Origin of the sequence: Streptomyces sp. CS113 (assembly GCF_002188365.1) — a bacterium.
GTDB classification, from domain to species: Bacteria; Actinomycetota; Actinomycetes; order Streptomycetales; family Streptomycetaceae; genus Streptomyces; species Streptomyces tendae.
On record NZ_KZ195574.1, the window covers coordinates 6579845 to 6595180 of the forward strand.

Here is a 15336-nt window from a genome sequence, read left to right on the forward strand (position 1 = left end):
ATGGCAACGCTTGAAATCCGAGACCTGCACGTCACCGTCGAGGCCGACAACGCCACGAAGGAGATCCTCAAGGGCGTCGACCTGACCGTGAAGCAGGGCGAGACGCACGCCATCATGGGCCCCAACGGCTCCGGCAAGTCGACCCTCGCCTACTCGCTGGCCGGTCACCCCAAGTACACGATCACCGGCGGCACCGTCACCCTCGACGGCGAGGACGTCCTGGAGATGTCCGTCGACGAGCGCGCCCGCGCCGGCCTCTTCCTCGCCATGCAGTACCCGGTCGAGGTCCCCGGCGTCTCCGTCTCCAACTTCCTGCGCACCTCCGCCACCGCCGTCCGCGGCGAGGCCCCCAAGCTGCGGCACTGGGTCAAGGAGGTCAAGGAGGCCATGGAGCGCCTCAACATGGACCCCGCCTTCGCCGAGCGCAACGTCAACGAGGGCTTCTCCGGCGGTGAGAAGAAGCGCCACGAGATCCTCCAGCTGGAGCTGCTCAAGCCGAAGGTCGCCATCCTCGACGAGACCGACTCCGGACTGGACGTCGACGCCCTGCGCGTCGTCTCCGAGGGCGTCAACCGCGTCCGCGAGACCGGCGAGGTCGGCACGCTGCTGATCACGCACTACACGCGCATCCTGCGCTACATCAAGCCCGACCACGTCCACGTCTTCGCCAACGGACGCATCGCCGAGTCCGGTGGCGCCGAGCTGGCCGACAAGCTGGAGGCCGAGGGCTACGAGGCATACACGAAGGGCGGCGCATCCGAGTGACACAGCTGCCGGGCCTCCTCGACACAGAGGCGATCCGCAAGGACTTCCCCATCCTGGACCGCCAGGTCCACGACGGGCACAAGCTCGTGTACCTGGACAACGCGGCGACCAGCCAGAAGCCGCGGCAGGTGCTGGACGCGCTCAGCGAGTACTACGAGCGCTACAACGCCAACGTCCACCGCGGCGTGCACGTCCTCGCCGAGGAGGCCACGGCGCTGTACGAGGGCGCGCGTGACAAGGTCGCGGAGTTCGTCAACGCGCCCTCGCGCGACGAGGTGATCTTCACCAAGAACGCCTCGGAGTCCCTCAACCTGGTCGCCAACATGCTGGGCTGGGCCGACGAGCCCTACCGCGTGGACCACGAGACCGAGATCGTCATCACGGAGATGGAGCACCACTCCAACATCGTGCCGTGGCAGCTGCTCGCGCAGCGCACCGGTGCGAAGCTCCGCTGGTTCGGCCTCACGGACGACGGCCGCCTGGACCTGTCCAACATCGACGAGGTCATCACCGAGAAGACGAAGATCGTCTCCTTCGTGCTGGTCTCCAACATTCTGGGCACCCAGAACCCGGTCGAGGCGATCGTGCGCCGCGCCCAGGAGGTCGGCGCGCTGGTCTGCATCGACGCCTCCCAGGCCGCGCCGCACATGCCGCTGGACGTACAGGCCCTCCAGGCCGACTTCGTGGCCTTCACCGGCCACAAGATGTGCGGCCCGACCGGCATCGGCGTCCTGTGGGGGCGCCAGGAGCTGCTGGAGGACCTCCCGCCGTTCCTCGGCGGCGGCGAGATGATCGAGACCGTCTCGATGCACTCCTCCACCTACGCCCCGGCCCCGCACAAGTTCGAGGCGGGTACGCCCCCGGTCGCCCAGGCGGTCGGTCTCGGCGCGGCGATCGACTACCTCAACTCGATCGGCATGGACAAGATCCTCGCCCACGAGCACGCGCTGACCGAGTACGCCGTCAAGCGCCTGCTGGAGGTCCCGGACCTGCGCATCATCGGCCCCACCACGGCCGAGGAGCGCGGCGCGGCGATCAGCTTCACGCTGGGGGACATCCACCCGCACGACGTGGGCCAGGTCCTCGACGAGCAGGGCATCGCGGTCCGGGTCGGCCACCACTGCGCCCGTCCCGTCTGCCTGCGCTACGGAATTCCTGCGACCACGCGAGCGTCGTTCTATCTGTACTCCACGCCGGCCGAGATCGACGCGCTGGTCGACGGCCTGGAGCACGTACGGAACTTCTTCGGCTGACGGGACGAGCGAAGAGCATGAAGCTGGACTCCATGTACCAGGAAGTCATCCTGGACCACTACAAGAACCCGCACGGGCGGGGCTTGCGGGATGGCGACGCCGAGGTCCACCACGTCAACCCCACCTGCGGGGACGAGATCACGCTCCGCGTGAAGTACGACGGCACGACGATCAGCGACGTCAGCTACGAGGGCCAGGGCTGCTCCATCAGCCAGGCGAGCGCCTCCGTGCTGAACGACCTGCTGGTCGGCAAGGACCTGGCCCAGGCGCAGCAGATCCAGGAGACCTTCCTGGAGCTGATGCAGTCCAAGGGCAAGGTCGAGCCCGACGACGCGATGGAGGAGGTCCTGGAGGACGCGGTCGCGTTCGCCGGGGTCTCGAAGTACCCGGCCCGGGTCAAGTGCGCCCTGCTGAGCTGGATGGCCTGGAAGGACGCGACGGCACAGGCGCTGGACGGCGCCGACGCCGAGAAGGAGACGACGGCATGAGCGAGACCCTGGAGATGAAGCCGGCCTCGGAGGAGGAGCTCCGCGAGGCCCTGATGGACGTCGTGGACCCCGAGCTGGGCATCGACGTCGTCAACCTCGGCCTGATCTACGGCATCCACGTCGACGACGCGAACATCGCCACCGTCGACATGACCCTGACGTCGGCGGCCTGTCCGCTGACCGACGTGATCGAGGACCAGGCCAAGTCCGCCACGGACGGCCTCGTCAGCGAGCTGCGCATCAACTGGGTCTGGATGCCGCCGTGGGGCCCCGACAAGATCACCGACGACGGCCGCGAGCAGCTGCGCGCGCTCGGGTTCAACGTCTGAGCCGTACCGGCACGACGGCTGTGGAGAACGGCGACACCCTCGGGTGCCGCCGTTCTTCCGTGTTCGCTCCCCGCCCGCGTCCTGGTTATGTACGCTCGTACACATGGGATATCTGCTCCTGGCCGGAGCCATCGCCGCCGAGGTCGCCGGCACCACCGCCATGAAGTACAGCGAGGGTTTCAGCAGGCTGGTGCCGTCCCTGGTGACGGCCCTCGCGTACGTCCTGTCCTTCGCGCTCCTCGCCCAGACCCTGAAGATCCTCGCCGTCGGCACGGCGTACGCCATCTGGGCCGGAGTGGGCACGGCCGCCATCGCCACCATCGGGGTCGCCTTCATGGGCGAGGGGATGACCCTCACCAAGGCCGCCGGCATCGCGCTGATCATCATCGGCGTCGTCGTCCTCAATCTGGGCGGGGCGCACTGATGGTCCGCCGCCACGACCCGGAGCGCCGCCAGCGCATCATCGACGCCGCGATCCGGGTCGTCGGACGGAAGGGCATCGCCGGCCTCAGCCACCGCACCGTCGCCGCCGAGGCGGACGTGCCGCTCGGCTCCACGACCTACCACTTCGCGACCCTGGACGACCTCATGGTCGCCGCACTGCGCCAGGCCAACGAGGGCTTCGCCCGGGTCGTCGCCGCCCACCCCGCCCTGTCCGACCCCGAAGCCGACCTGCCCGGCGAACTCGCCCGCGTCCTCGGCGAATGGCTCGGCGGCGACCGCACCGGCGTGGAGCTGGAGTACGAGCTGTACCTCGCCGCCCTGCGCCGCCCCGCGCTGCGCCCGGTCGCCGCCGAGTGGGCCGAGGGCGTGGGCGCCCTGCTCGCCGCCCGCACCGACCCCATGACGGCCCGCGCCCTGGTCGCCGTACTCGACGGCATCTGCCTCCAGGTCCTGCTGACGGACACGCCGTACGACGAGGAGTACGCCTGCCAGGTGCTGACCCGGCTGATCCCCGCGCCCGCCACCCGAGACGGCCGCGGGCCCGGCTCGCTTCCACCGGCGACGGCCGGTTAGGTTGCCCTCATGACCGACACGACTGCTCCCCGCACCACCGGCGCCGTGGCCGCCGGCCTCGCCACGATCGCCGCCGACGGCACCGTCCTCGACACCTGGTTCCCGGCCCCCGCCCTGTCCGACGAGCCCGGTCCCTCCGGCACCGAGCGCCTCACCGCCGAGCAGGCCGCCGAACTCCTGGGCGGCGGCGCCACCGCCGCGGTCGGTCCGGACGCCCGCCGCGGCGTCGAGGTCGTCGCGGTCCGCACGGTCATCTCCTCGCTGGACGAGAAGCCGGTCGACACGCACGACGTCTACCTGCGGCTGCACCTGCTCTCCCACCGCCTGGTCAAGCCGCACGGCCAGAGCCTGGACGGCATCTTCGCCCACCTCGCCAACGTCGCCTGGACCTCGCTCGGCCCGGTCGCCGTCGACGACATCGAGAAGGTCCGCCTCAACGCCCGCGCCGAGGGCCTGCACCTCCAGGTCACCTCGATCGACAAGTTCCCCCGCATGACGGACTACGTCGCCCCCAAGGGCGTCCGCATCGCCGACGCCGACCGCGTCCGGCTCGGCGCGCACCTGGCCGAGGGCACCACGGTCATGCACGAGGGCTTCGTCAACTTCAACGCCGGCACGCTCGGCACCTCCATGGTCGAGGGCCGCATCTCCGCGGGCGTCGTCGTCGGCGACGGCTCCGACATCGGCGGCGGCGCCTCCACCATGGGCACCCTGTCCGGCGGCGGCAACGTCCGCATCGTCATCGGCGAGCGCTGCCTGGTCGGTGCCGAGGCGGGCGTCGGCATCGCCCTGGGCGACGAGTGCGTGGTCGAGGCCGGCCTCTACGTCACCGCGGGCACCCGCGTCACGATGCCCGACGGCCAGGTCGTCAAGGCCCGCGAACTCTCCGGCGCCTCCAACATCCTCTTCCGCCGCAACTCGGTCACCGGCACGGTCGAGGCCCGCCCGAACAACGCGGTGTGGGGCGGCCTGAACGAGGTGCTGCACAGCCACAACTGATCACGGACGGCCGTGACCTGCGGCCACCTTACCGATCAACGCCCTGACCTGCTGCCGAGCTGTCGGCAGCTGTCGACGTTGGTCAACACTGAGCGCCCTTCCACGGCCCTAGGACGGCACGGGAGGGCGCTCGGTTGTGTCCAGGCGACAGCGCAGGCAGGTCTGCGAGGCGATCAATTGCAGCACAAAGGCTCGTTGCCCTCGGCGGGACCGTAAACTGTGACTTCCTGGGTCGGCTGATGGGGCTGCGGAGGCCTTCCTCCGACGACTTGGGGGGCCTTGTCGGCATCGTCTGGGGGTTGAAAATGTCACTGTGGAATCAGCTTGGTTACTCTGCTAACCCCTATACGGTCAATCCACTTGCTCCGAACGCAGAAGGATCGGAACTCATCGTCGGGCGAGACAAGGAACTGCGGAAGCTCACCACACAGCTGACCTCGACTGACACTCACCCGACAATCGAGGGTGATAACGGATCCGGTAAGACGAGTCTTGTTGCAGTTGCTGCATATCGAGCCGAACAGGATTTTGTTGCGGGTCGATCCCAACAGTTGCTTATCCCGATTCCGGACATCATTCAGATGAAGTCCGGAGTGGACGAGTTGGAGCGGGACGCCTACTTTGCTATTGCCAGAGCCTATGTCGCTAACGTGAAGATCTTGGACGACTTGGGGTTCAACACCTTCGACACGTCGGAACTGGAGAAGTGGCTAGGATCCCCATTCATCTACGGAGGCGGTGGCGGCCTTTCTGTAGTCGGAGTGGGCGGGAATGTCACCCGCAGTGTTTCTGCTAACACCGGGCAGGGTTTTACAGATGCCGGGTTCCGGCAGTTGGTGAGGGATTGCCTCCACACGACTTTTCCTACCCGTGAGCACGGCGCCTTCGTCGGAGTAATCGATAACATAGAACTTCTGCGTACCTCGGCCGATGCTCGGCAAGCGCTGGAGGCTGTGCGCGACAGTATTTTGTCCCTCCCCGGAGTCCGATGGGTGTTGTGCGGGGCCAAGGGAATCGTTCGCAGCGTTGTGTCATCGCCGCGACTGTCTGGGCGCATTGGACGCCCGATCGATCTTAAGCCGGTTCCGGACGAAGATGTGCCAGAGCTTGTGCGGCGGCGTCTCGCACACTATTCCACTCGACCAGACCCCGATGCACCCGTGGATCCTGAAGGGTTCGCGCACATCTATAAGATATCCAATGCTAACCTGCGCAACTCCTTCAAGCATGCACAGGACTTTGCTCTATGGCTCGATGAGGAGGGGAAGTCGGAATCTCCTCCGGCCGAGAAGCGTGAATTGCTTGAGGAATGGATCGACATAACTGCGGCGGAGTACTCCACGGCGGCACCGCTTCAGCCCGGCCAGTGGACTCTCTTTGACAAGATTGCCGACGCTGGTGGGTCAATGGCTCCGAGTGACTATGAGGATTTCGGCTTCAATAGTTCACAGGCCATGCGTTTTCACCTCCAGCGACTTGAAGAGGCGAACCTGCTAGACAGCGTGATTGACGAAGACGATCAGCGGCGGAAGACGATTTCGGTAACGAGTAATGGTTGGCTTGTTGCGTATCACCGAAGCAAGTTGCGGCGCGAGGCGTGACATCAGGTCGGGGGAGCGGCTTTGGGCTGGAGCTGCTTTGGGGCGAGTGATCTTGGCCCTGTAAGGTGATGGCGAGTCGGGCAGTCTGTGGACCTGCCCGTTAAAGCACGACGTTGGGGCCAAGATCTTAGAGGCTCGCCCCAAAGTGGCTGCCTAAAGTCGTGGAGCCGACCGCCCAGCCACAGAGGGTGTCTCCCACCTTCATGCCCGCAGCCGCCGAGCGCGCCGCCGGGCGCGGCCAGCCGGGGCGAAGACAGGAGGCGGGCCGCGCCGTAGAGGCGGCGCGTGCCCGCGCCGTGCGCGGGCCTTGATGAAGTAGGGAAAGTTCTACCGCGCCCATGATCCGGAACGGACACTCCCGGACTGTCGGCTACGTGCCCGTCTCGGCTGCCGTGCGACCTATGCCCTCTGGATTGGACACGCCCCAAGGCGTTGCCGAACTGGCCGAATCGTTGTTGCCCCCGCTCGGGAACCGCTGGCTGCACACTCAGGCCGTCGCGGCTCGCGCCCAGGAGGCGTCTGCGGCTGTGCCCGAGGAGGATCGCGATCTACTCGTCGCTGCGGCCTGGCTGCATGACCTCGGCTACGCGCCCGAGCTGCGGGGCACGGGTTTCCACCCGATCGATGGCGTGCGGCATCTCGAATCGCTCGGGGCGCCGACACGGCTGGTGCGCCTGGTCGCTCATCACTCCGGGGCTGTCTACGCGGCCGAACGGCGTGGGCTGACTGCGGAGCTGGACGTCTACGAGCGGGAAGACTCCCCGGTGCTCGATGCCCTGATCTACGCGGACATGACGACCGGCCCGGCCGGGCAGTCCTTCGACTTCGATCGCCGCATTGACGAGATCCTGGAGCGGTACGCGCTGGGCAGCGAAGTGCACAACGCGATCAGCAAGGCGCGTCCGTACCTCGGGGCCGCCGTCGAGCGGACGCGCGCTCACCTCGCTGGTTAGCCGATGTGGGGGGCGGTCTCGTCGGACAGGCCGTGATCGATCCGCATCCGCATCGACGGGTGGATGTTCAGGTTGTCGAGTCGGCTCGGGTCCACGAACGCCACCTCCTTGCTCTCACTACTCGTGCGCAGCTCGCCGCCGACGATGCGGGCTCGGAAGCAGATGGAGAACTGCTGGCGGACCTCGCCGTTGTCGTACGCCAGGTTCTGTGGGCGCCCTGTCCGTTCCGTTGCGGGGAGGGCGCTCACGTGGTTGAAGGGGTGAGGCTCTGCTGTTGGCGGCGCACGATCTCCGTGATCCAGGCCGGGGCGTACGGGGAGGTGCAGCCCGGGGGAGTGGGGTAGTCCTTCAGGACTTCGAGGCGTTCGCCGATGGTGAGGGCGCGGGGGCGGTGTTCCGGGTGGTCGATGCCGATGCGGGCCAGGCAGTGGTTCATCGCCCATTGCAGGCGGTCCGGGGCGTCCTTCATCTCGGACTCGACGGTGTCCAGCAGGGCCGTGAGGTCGAGACCGGCCGGCTCCTTCGTCACGCGTTCGGTGGTGAGGGCCCAGCCGGCGCTCGCGACCACCGGGTCCGGGTCGGCGGTCCAGGTCACGCGCAGTTCCTCGGCGTGCGGGTTCTTCTTCACCACGTAGTTCACGAGCCAGTCGTGCACCTTGGGGGTGCGGGCCTCGCGCAGCATGGTGTCCAGTTCGGCGCGGTCGTAGGACTTGGGGCGGCAGATCAGGAGGCTCAGCAGGCGTGCGGCGGTGTCGTCCGTGGCCCAGAGGCCGCGTGCGAGTGCGGGCCGGGTCTTCAGGCGCTTCGCGAGTGCGCGCAGCCTGGTGAGGTTCACGCCGTGGTCGTCGCCGTGCTTCTCGTTCACGGCCCGGACCCGCGGGTCCTCCAGCGCGGCCAGCTCGGCCGTCACCTCGGCCACCGTAGGGTCGGTCGTCTGCTCCGGCACCTCGGTCGCCTCCTGTCGTTCCCGGCGGTCATTCGCGGGGGCTCAGCCTACGGCGCTCAGCGTTTCAGGGCGCGGTACCTCTTCAGCAGCGCGGTGACGCGGGCCTGGTCCGCCGTGCCGTTCAGCTCGGTCAACAGGTCGTCGGGGCACAGTTCGTAGTGGTCGCCCCACCAGCGGCGGCCCTTGGTGTCCCAGATCCGGTATCCGCCCGGGACGCCCCGGGCCACGTAGCGTCTTCTGCTCATCGCGCGCACCGTAACCCGCACGTACGGATGACCGCCCGTGACTTTCCGGTGGTCTTGGCGGATGAACGGGTGGACGCAGAGTCCGATCAGACGCCGATCCGACGAGACGAGGACCTGGGATGACGCCTGAGAACACGCCCGAGAGGCCGAACGAGCGGGTGAGGGCCGCGGCCCGCCGCCTGCTGGCCGGGGCGGGGGCCGCGGTGCTGGTGTGCTGCGGGTCGGTGTGGGCCGCGGGCGCCGCGCACGCCGACGAGACGACGACCGGCTCGCACAACGGCCCCCGGGTGGGGCTCCTCAACGTCCACGTCGGGCAGATCGACGACCCCGCGGAGGACGTGCTGGAGCACACCCTGCTCTTCGGCGACGGCTACGCCTGGGACTGACCGGAGCGGGCGGCCAGTTCCTCGTAGGCCGCCAGCAGACCGGCCGTGGTCTCCCGGTCCGCGGGCCGCAGCGGTGCGCGGACCGGGCCCGCCGGGAGGCCCAGGGCGCCCAGGAGGGCCTTCGCGGTGACCGTGCCGGGGAGACCGGCCGCCATCATCGACTCGATCAGCGGAATCGCCCGCCGCTGGAGCAGCGCGGCCCGGCCGGTGTCGCCCGCGTCGAAGGCGTCGAGGACGGACCGGAACAGGCCCGGCACCACGTTCGCCACGGTGCTGACGCAGCCCGCGGCCCCGACCGCGTACAGGGCGAGTACCTGCTCGTCGCAGCCCGCGTAGTACGCCAGGCCGGTGCGGGACAGCACCTTCTGGGCGCCGAGGAGGTCGTAGGAGCAGTCCTTGACGGCGACGATCCGGGGGTGCCCGGCGAGGCGGATCAGGGTGTCGGGTTCGATGCGGGTGCCGGTGCGGCCCGGGATGTCGTAGAGCATCACGGGCAGGCCGCTCGCGTCGGCGACCTCGCGGAAGTGCGCCTCCAGGGCGTCCTGCGGGGGCCTGCTGTAGTAGGGCGCGACCACCAGCAGTCCGTCCGCGCCCGCCTTCTCGGCGGCCAGGGCCAGTTCCACGGTGTGCCGGGTGTCCGCCGTGCCGACCCCGGCGACGAGTGCCGCACGGTCTCCGACCGCCTCCCGGACCGCCGTCACCAGCGCCGCCTTCTCGGCGTCCGTGGTGGTCGGCGACTCGCCCGTGGTGCCCGAGAGCACCAGGCCGTCGCAGCCCCGGGAGACCAGGTGCTCGGCGAGCCGCCGGGCACCGTCGAGGTCGAGCGCGCCGGACTCGGTGAAGGGCGTGACCATGGCGCACAGGGTGCGGCCGAAGGGGGCGGCGGGGCGGTCGTCGTCTGTCGTCATGGGAGTAGTGTCGGCGCCCCGACAGTGTAGCTCCACTTAATTTTTCTACGAGATATCTGTAAGGAATGCTTCGGTGTGGATGTCCGGCGGGGTGTCGGCGGCGACGCCGGGGCCGGCAGGGGTAGCGCCGCTCGGCCCGGGGTACCCGGGGTGCTCCGAACCGAGAGGAGGCGGGAACACCGTGACCGGAACCATGCACACCAGGCCGGTGCACGACGAGCAGCACTCCGTGGGCGAACTCGTCGGGCAGGCCACCGAACAGCTCTCCCGGCTCGTACGCCAGGAAGTGGCCCTCGCCAAGATGGAACTGGCCGAGAAGGGCAAGCGGGCCGGGCGCGGCGGCGGCATGCTCGGTGCCGCGGGCGCCATCGCCTACGTGGGCCTGTTCGCCCTGGCCGGCACGGCCACCGCCGCGCTCTCGCTGGTCCTGCCCGTCTGGGCCGCGGCGCTCATCGTGACGGCGGCGCTCTTCGTGATCGCCGGCGTCCTCGCCATGACCGGTCGCGCCCAGCTCCGCCGGGCCGTGCCGCCCAAGCCCGAGGAGACCCTCGGCAGCGTCAGGGCCGACGTCGACCAGATCAGGGAAAGGGCACATCGATGACCGACGCGACGAGCCGGGACGGTTCGAGGAGCGGCTCCACCGCGCAGCCGGTCGGCGGGGCGAAGGGCCCCGACGAGCTGCGGCGGCAGATCGAGGAGACCCGCGGGCAGCTCGGCGACACCGTGGAGGAGCTGGCCGGCAAGGCCGACGTGAAGGGCCGCGCCAAGGCCCGCGCCGCCGACCTGAAGGACAAGGCGGGCGCCATGGGCGTCCAGCTGCGCAGTTCCGCCGCGCACGCCGGGCACACCGTGCAGGACAGGGCGGGCCGCGCCGGACACGCCGCGCACGACAGGGCGGGCCGGGCCAAGGAGGCCACGGAACCTCACGCGCCGTCCGGGCGGGCCCGCGGCGCGGTGCGGGCGGGGCTCGGCCACCCGCGGGTCGTGCTGGCCGCCGGGGCGGCGGCGGGCATGGTGGTCGCGGCGAGCCTCGTACGGCGCCGTCACCACGGGCACTGCTGAGCGCACGTCAGGGAACGCGGTGCGGCGAGAGGCTCCAGAAGGGGCCCCTCGCCGCATGCGTTCCACCGGCAACCAAAAGGGGCTTGACCTCAACCTTGGTCGAGGTCGGAGGGTGGTGCGTGCACTCGACGGAAACCGATCACTGGAGGCCGGCATGACCCGCCGCACCGACGCCCACCCCGACCTGGCCCGCCCCGACGCCCTGGCGCCCTTCTTCAGCACCTGGCGGGTCGGCACGCCCGAGCGGCAGCGGCAGACCGTCGACGCCATCGCCCGTACCTGGGAGAGCCGGCCCTGGCCTGCCGACGACCTGCGCGGCTACCACGTCTACACCGGGCACGACGGCAGCACACTGCTGCACCACTCCCAGTGGGCGAGCGAGCAGGCGTACGAAGCCTTCGTCAAGACCCACCGGCAGGAGCGCGTCGACGAGATCGACACCGCCGTGCCGGGCATCGAACGGCTGGGCCTCGGCAGGTACCGCCGCTACCGCAGCACGCGGCCCGAGGACCCGGCGGCCGCCGTCGTCCCCGGCTGCATCGTGATCGTCGACATCGAGTTCGAGGGACCCGACCCCGACCGTCAGCGCGCCTGGGTCGACGCCGTCTTCGAGGCCCTGGAGAGCGAGCCGAGCCCGCGCCCCGGCGGCATCTCCGCCCACTTCCACCTCAGCACCGACGGCACCCGCGTCCTCAACTACGCCGAGTGGGAGAGCGCCCAGGCCCACCGCGACGCCCTCGCCGCGCCCGGGGACGGTGTCGGCTCTTCGGCACCTCAGTGGGAGCGGGTGCAGACCTGGCCGGGCCTGAAGAGCAGCACGGTCAGCCGCTACGACCACGTGCTGGGCCTCGTGCCCCGCTGAAGCCGCCGAACCCGCCCCCACCGCCGCCCGGTTACGGACGGAACCGCAGCACCTGGGGGTCGTGGTCGCTGATCTGGTCGTGGAACTCGGCGTTGACGTGCACGCTGTCGTAGGACAGCTGTCCGGCGCGGCGCACCGACGGGCTGACCAGGATCTGGTCCAGGACCTGGCTGTTGCCCTGGTAGACGTACGAGTAGCGCTCGCTCCTCGGCAGCGACTTCACCGCCGACCACAGGGCGCCGTCGTCCTCCAGGATGCGGGCGGTCTCGGAGAACTCGAAGTCGTTGATGTCGCCGAGTGCGACGACGTCCGCGTTCTTTTGGGCGGCCAGGATCTCCTTGACGAAGGTGTTCACCACCTTCGCCTGGGCGTGGCGCTGGGTCTCCGAGCTGCGCGACGGCGGCTGGTACCGCGCCGTCAGACCCTGGTCGCCGCCCTTGGAGTTGAAGTGGTTGGCGACGACGAAGACCGTCCGGCCGCGGAAGACGAACTCGCCCGCCAGCGGCTTGCGGCTGTCCGCCCAGGCCTCGTTCGCCGGGTCCACCCGGCCGGGGGAGAGGGTTAGCGCCGCCTTGCCGCGCACCTTCCGCACCCCGGTCGCCGTGGTGGCGTCGCCGCCGGCGCGGTCGGTGAAGGAGACCCGCTCCGGGTTGAACAGGAAGGCCTGCCGGATGTTGCCGCCGGGCTCGCCGCCGTCCGCCTTGTCCAGCGGGTCGACGCCCCGCCACTCGTAGCGCGGGCCGCCGGCCGCGACGACGGCGTCGATCAGCTTGCCGACCGTCGCGTCGGCCGCCACCGTGCCGTCGTCCGTGGCGCCGTTGTTGTCCTGGATCTCCTCCAGCGACACGATGTCGGGCGACTTCAGGTGGTGCACGATCGTTTCCGCGTGCGCGCTGAAGGTGTCGTCCGACGGGTCGAGGTTCTCGACGTTGTACGTCGCGACGGCCAGCTCGCGGGAGCTTTGCCGACGCGTCGACTCGCGCTCCGTGCCGCCGCTCTCCAGGGCGCCGATCTCGCTCGCGACCAGCGTGTAACCGCCGTACTGGTTGTAGTCCAGCGGTCCGGCGGTGGTGCCGGCGAGCGTGTCGCCCACGTCGGCGGCAGGGAAGTCGGCCGGCTTGCCCAGCGACTGGATCTGGAGCCGGCCGGTGTTCTGGTCGTCGTAGGAGCCGTACACCGTGCCGCCGCGGCGGTTCGGGTTCTCCCCGGGCTTCACTGTGACCCACAGCTCGGTGTACGGGTCCGAGGCGCCGACCACGCGGGCGTCGGCGACCCGGACGGTCATGCCCTCCAGGGACTCGTAGTAGTCCAGGGCGTACGTCCTCGGCCGCAGGGTCAGGCCGTCGACCGAGCCGTCGGCCGCCGCGTCGCCCTCGGGGGCGTACGCGCGGGGCACGGAGCGGGCGGAGACGGTCGTCGCGGCCGGAAGGGCGTTGCCGCCGGAGACGACGGTGACCGTCGGGCGGGTGATCTCGGTCAGCGACTGGTTCCCCGAGGAGGTGCCGCCGGGGACGTACTCCGAGACCGTGCCGGAGACGGTGACCGCGTCACCGACGGCGACCTCGGGGGCCCTGCTCGTGAAGACGAAGACGCCCTCGCTGGTGGCCGGGTCCGCGTCCGGCTGCGGGTCCTGCATCCAGAAGCCCTTGGAGGAGCCGTAGCCGCGGACGCCGGTGACGATTCCGGCCACGTCCGTGACCTGCCGGCCGGCGTACGGGGACAGCCTGGTGCTGCCCTGGATGTCGTGCACGTGCACGGGGCCGGCCGATGCCGGACCGGCGTGCGCGGGCACGGTGAGGGCGACGGTGGACGCCGCCGAGCAGACGGCGGCGACGGTGAGCGCGGCGAGGCGCGCGGAGGACTTGCTGGCCAACGGATCCCTCCGGGGATGTGACGTGGCGCGGGGACTCTACGCGCGTCAATCTCCTGCTTGGTCCGGCCAGTTGTCAAGGTTTCGGCCATGTACACCACCCGTCGGGGAGATGAACCGGGCGGCATGGGTGGAAACCCGTCTAGGCTGAGCCGTTGAGCCGTACCCGGTCCCCACGCGGCCGTACGGCGGTCGAGAGGCGCGCGAGGAGAAACATCCGATGTCAGACAGCTCCACCCTGCCGCCCGCACGGCTGCGCCCCGAAGCGGAGCTGGCCCGCGACGCGCTGTCCGCGCCGGTCCTCGCCCGGGCCGCGCGGCTGGCCCGCTGGGCCGGTCCCGGCACCCGCGTCGACGCCGGAGGCGGACTCGTCGAGGAGCAGCTGCCGGCGGCGGCCGAGCAGCTCGGGCTGAGCGGGGACGACGCCGCCGCCTACGCCAGCGAGGCCTGGCGGATCGCCGTGGACACCGGGCTCGTCGAGATCACCGACGAGGAGGCGGGCACCGTGGCCGCGGGCGAGGACCTCGCCCTGCTCACCGGCGGTTCCCCCCAGGACGTGCTCGGGGTGTGGCTCACCGCCCTGGAAGCGGTACTCGCCGACGCGAGCGTCCCCGACCTCGACGACCTGGTCGACGCGATGGCCGAGGGCGGCGAGGTCGACCTCTCCTCCCTCGACTGGGACCCCGACGCCGAGTCCGAGTTCCTCGACGGCGTGCTCGGCAACCTCTACCTGCTCACCGTCGGCGAGGACGGCCCCGGCGACGCCCCGGTGCCGCTGCCCGCGCTCGCCGCCTCCGTGATCGTGCCCAGCGACATGGGCGAGCCCAGCAACGAGGTCCTGGAACAGGTGTCGGACGCCATGATGCGCCTGGACGACCAGTTCCGGCTCCTCGAACCGGTCGGCCTCGTCGCGTACCAGCCGGTCGACGAGGCGCTCATGGCCGACGCCGACGAGGAGCCCGCCGCCCCCGTCGACGAGGCCGACGTCACGCGCTACGGCATGGTGCGGCTCACCCCGCTCGGACTGTACGGACTGCGCGCCCGGCTCCTGGACGCCGGCTTCGAGGCCCCCGCCGTCGGCGACCTCGCCGACAAGGGCGCCGACGCGCTCCTCGACGGCACCGCGCCCTTCCCGCCGGCCGCGGCCCACGCCGAGACCGAGCTGTGGCTGGCCGGGCGGAGCCCCCTCGACGCCGCCCGCGAACTGCTCGCCGCGGCCCGCGGTTCGGACCCCGGCGCACCGCTGCGCCGACTGCGCTGCCAGCAGGCGCTCTCCCTCGTCGGCGCGGAGGCCGAGCCCGCGCTGCGGGAGGTCCTCGACGACGCCGAACTGGGCGGCCTCGCCCGGGTGTGGCTCACCGAGCACGGGGCGCGGGACGTGCCCGCACCGCCCCAGGAGATGGTCTTCTGGCTGACCATCGACACCGTCGCCGCCCAGCTCGCCGCCGAGGGCAACTCCGAGGAACTGCGCGCCCTGGTGGAGGGCCTCGCCCGCCAGCACAGCGGGTTCTTCGACACGGTCTGGCGGGTCGAGCACCCGGCCACGCCGGACGTCCTGGAGGCCATGGGGCGGCTGCACCCGGACAAGAAGGTGGCCAAGGAGGCCCGCAAGGCGGCGTTCAAGGCACGCTCCCAGCAGGGCGGCTGAGCGG

At 70.3% G+C, this 15336-nt stretch carries 18 protein-coding genes and 1 pseudogene; 14 read left to right on the forward strand and 5 right to left on the reverse strand.

Annotation, left to right across the window (positions count from 1 at the left end; all coding sequences use genetic code 11):
* From sufC to B9W62_RS29540, 9 genes are all read left to right on the forward strand, one after another.
* The gene (gene sufC / locus B9W62_RS29505; protein WP_031046948.1) at positions 1 to 765 is read left to right on the forward strand and encodes a Fe-S cluster assembly ATPase SufC; all 765 of its coding nucleotides are present in this window, start codon (positions 1 to 3) and stop codon (positions 763 to 765) included.
* Positions 762 to 2018, forward strand: coding sequence for a cysteine desulfurase (locus B9W62_RS29510; RefSeq protein WP_087809998.1), 1257 nt, complete (start codon positions 762 to 764; stop codon positions 2016 to 2018). The genes sufC and B9W62_RS29510 overlap by 4 nt, the downstream gene beginning before the upstream one ends.
* Positions 2019 to 2035: 17 nt before the next feature.
* Positions 2036 to 2506, forward strand: a complete 471-nt coding sequence (sufU, locus tag B9W62_RS29515; protein ID WP_087809999.1) for a Fe-S cluster assembly sulfur transfer protein SufU — start codon at positions 2036 to 2038, stop codon at positions 2504 to 2506.
* Positions 2503 to 2835: a metal-sulfur cluster assembly factor gene (locus B9W62_RS29520; RefSeq protein WP_003976900.1), complete on the forward strand. Its 333-nt coding sequence runs from the start codon at positions 2503 to 2505 to the stop codon at positions 2833 to 2835. Before sufU ends, B9W62_RS29520 begins: the two co-directional genes overlap by 4 nt.
* Before the next feature lie 103 nt (positions 2836 to 2938).
* Entirely contained in the window at positions 2939 to 3259 is a 321-nt protein-coding gene (locus B9W62_RS29525) for a DMT family transporter (RefSeq protein ID WP_087810000.1), read from the forward strand.
* A complete protein-coding gene (locus tag B9W62_RS29530) occupies positions 3259 to 3852 on the forward strand; it encodes a TetR/AcrR family transcriptional regulator (RefSeq protein ID WP_087810001.1) in 594 nt (197 codons plus the stop codon). The genes B9W62_RS29525 and B9W62_RS29530 overlap by 1 nt, the downstream gene beginning before the upstream one ends.
* Positions 3853 to 3861: 9 nt before the next feature.
* Positions 3862 to 4851, forward strand: a complete 990-nt coding sequence (gene dapD, locus B9W62_RS29535) for a 2,3,4,5-tetrahydropyridine-2,6-dicarboxylate N-succinyltransferase (RefSeq protein ID WP_087810002.1) — start codon at positions 3862 to 3864, stop codon at positions 4849 to 4851.
* Positions 4852 to 5156: 305 nt separating this feature from the next.
* Positions 5157 to 6452, forward strand: a complete 1296-nt coding sequence (locus tag B9W62_RS40040) for an AAA family ATPase (protein ID WP_373433746.1) — start codon at positions 5157 to 5159, stop codon at positions 6450 to 6452.
* 413 nt (positions 6453 to 6865) lie between these two features.
* Positions 6866 to 7405 carry an HD domain-containing protein gene (locus B9W62_RS29540; protein ID WP_256976628.1) on the forward strand — a complete coding sequence of 180 codons (540 nt, stop codon included), beginning with the start codon at positions 6866 to 6868 and terminating at the stop codon, positions 7403 to 7405.
* Here the strand turns inward: B9W62_RS29540 and B9W62_RS29545 are convergent.
* The 3 genes and pseudogenes from B9W62_RS29545 to B9W62_RS39785 form a co-directional block, all read right to left on the reverse strand.
* Positions 7402 to 7608: pseudogene (locus B9W62_RS29545) on the reverse strand (NUDIX hydrolase); the annotation flags it as partial. The gene B9W62_RS29540 and the pseudogene B9W62_RS29545 overlap by 4 nt on opposite strands.
* Positions 7609 to 7649: 41 nt before the next feature.
* Entirely contained in the window at positions 7650 to 8351 is a 702-nt protein-coding gene (locus B9W62_RS29550; RefSeq protein WP_087810003.1) for a DNA alkylation repair protein, read from the reverse strand.
* Positions 8352 to 8407: 56 nt separating this feature from the next.
* Positions 8408 to 8596, reverse strand: a complete 189-nt coding sequence (locus tag B9W62_RS39785) for a hypothetical protein (RefSeq protein ID WP_179235730.1) — start codon at positions 8594 to 8596, stop codon at positions 8408 to 8410.
* 119 nt (positions 8597 to 8715) lie between these two features.
* Here B9W62_RS39785 and B9W62_RS29555 point away from each other — a divergent pair, with 119 nt between their 5' ends.
* Positions 8716 to 8982, forward strand: coding sequence for a hypothetical protein (locus B9W62_RS29555; RefSeq protein ID WP_087810004.1), 267 nt, complete (start codon positions 8716 to 8718; stop codon positions 8980 to 8982).
* Here the strand turns inward: B9W62_RS29555 and dapA are convergent.
* Positions 8967 to 9890: a 4-hydroxy-tetrahydrodipicolinate synthase gene (gene dapA / locus B9W62_RS29560; protein ID WP_179235731.1), complete on the reverse strand. Its 924-nt coding sequence runs from the start codon at positions 9888 to 9890 to the stop codon at positions 8967 to 8969. The two genes, B9W62_RS29555 and dapA, sit on opposite strands and share 16 nt — an antisense overlap.
* A gap of 181 nt (positions 9891 to 10071) precedes the next feature.
* On the opposite strand from dapA, the gene B9W62_RS29565 reads away from it, so the two are divergent.
* The 3 genes from B9W62_RS29565 to B9W62_RS29575 all read left to right on the forward strand — a co-directional run bounded on the left by B9W62_RS29565 (position 10072) and on the right by B9W62_RS29575 (position 11814).
* A complete protein-coding gene (locus B9W62_RS29565; protein WP_087810006.1) occupies positions 10072 to 10491 on the forward strand; it encodes a phage holin family protein in 420 nt (139 codons plus the stop codon).
* Positions 10488 to 10952 carry a DUF3618 domain-containing protein gene (locus tag B9W62_RS29570; protein ID WP_087810007.1) on the forward strand — a complete coding sequence of 155 codons (465 nt, stop codon included), beginning with the start codon at positions 10488 to 10490 and terminating at the stop codon, positions 10950 to 10952. The genes B9W62_RS29565 and B9W62_RS29570 overlap by 4 nt, the downstream gene beginning before the upstream one ends.
* Before the next feature lie 154 nt (positions 10953 to 11106).
* Positions 11107 to 11814 carry an antibiotic biosynthesis monooxygenase gene (locus B9W62_RS29575; RefSeq protein WP_087810008.1) on the forward strand — a complete coding sequence of 236 codons (708 nt, stop codon included), beginning with the start codon at positions 11107 to 11109 and terminating at the stop codon, positions 11812 to 11814.
* Positions 11815 to 11845: 31 nt separating this feature from the next.
* On the opposite strand, the gene B9W62_RS29580 is transcribed toward B9W62_RS29575, so the two are convergent.
* Positions 11846 to 13687, reverse strand: a complete 1842-nt coding sequence (locus B9W62_RS29580) for an endonuclease/exonuclease/phosphatase family protein (RefSeq protein WP_087810009.1) — start codon at positions 13685 to 13687, stop codon at positions 11846 to 11848.
* Between the two features lie 217 nt (positions 13688 to 13904).
* Here B9W62_RS29580 and B9W62_RS29585 point away from each other — a divergent pair, with 217 nt between their 5' ends.
* On the forward strand, positions 13905 to 15332 hold the full coding sequence (locus B9W62_RS29585) for a hypothetical protein (protein ID WP_087810010.1): 1428 nt from the start codon (positions 13905 to 13907) through the stop codon (positions 15330 to 15332).
* Positions 15333 to 15336: the final 4 nt, after the last annotated feature.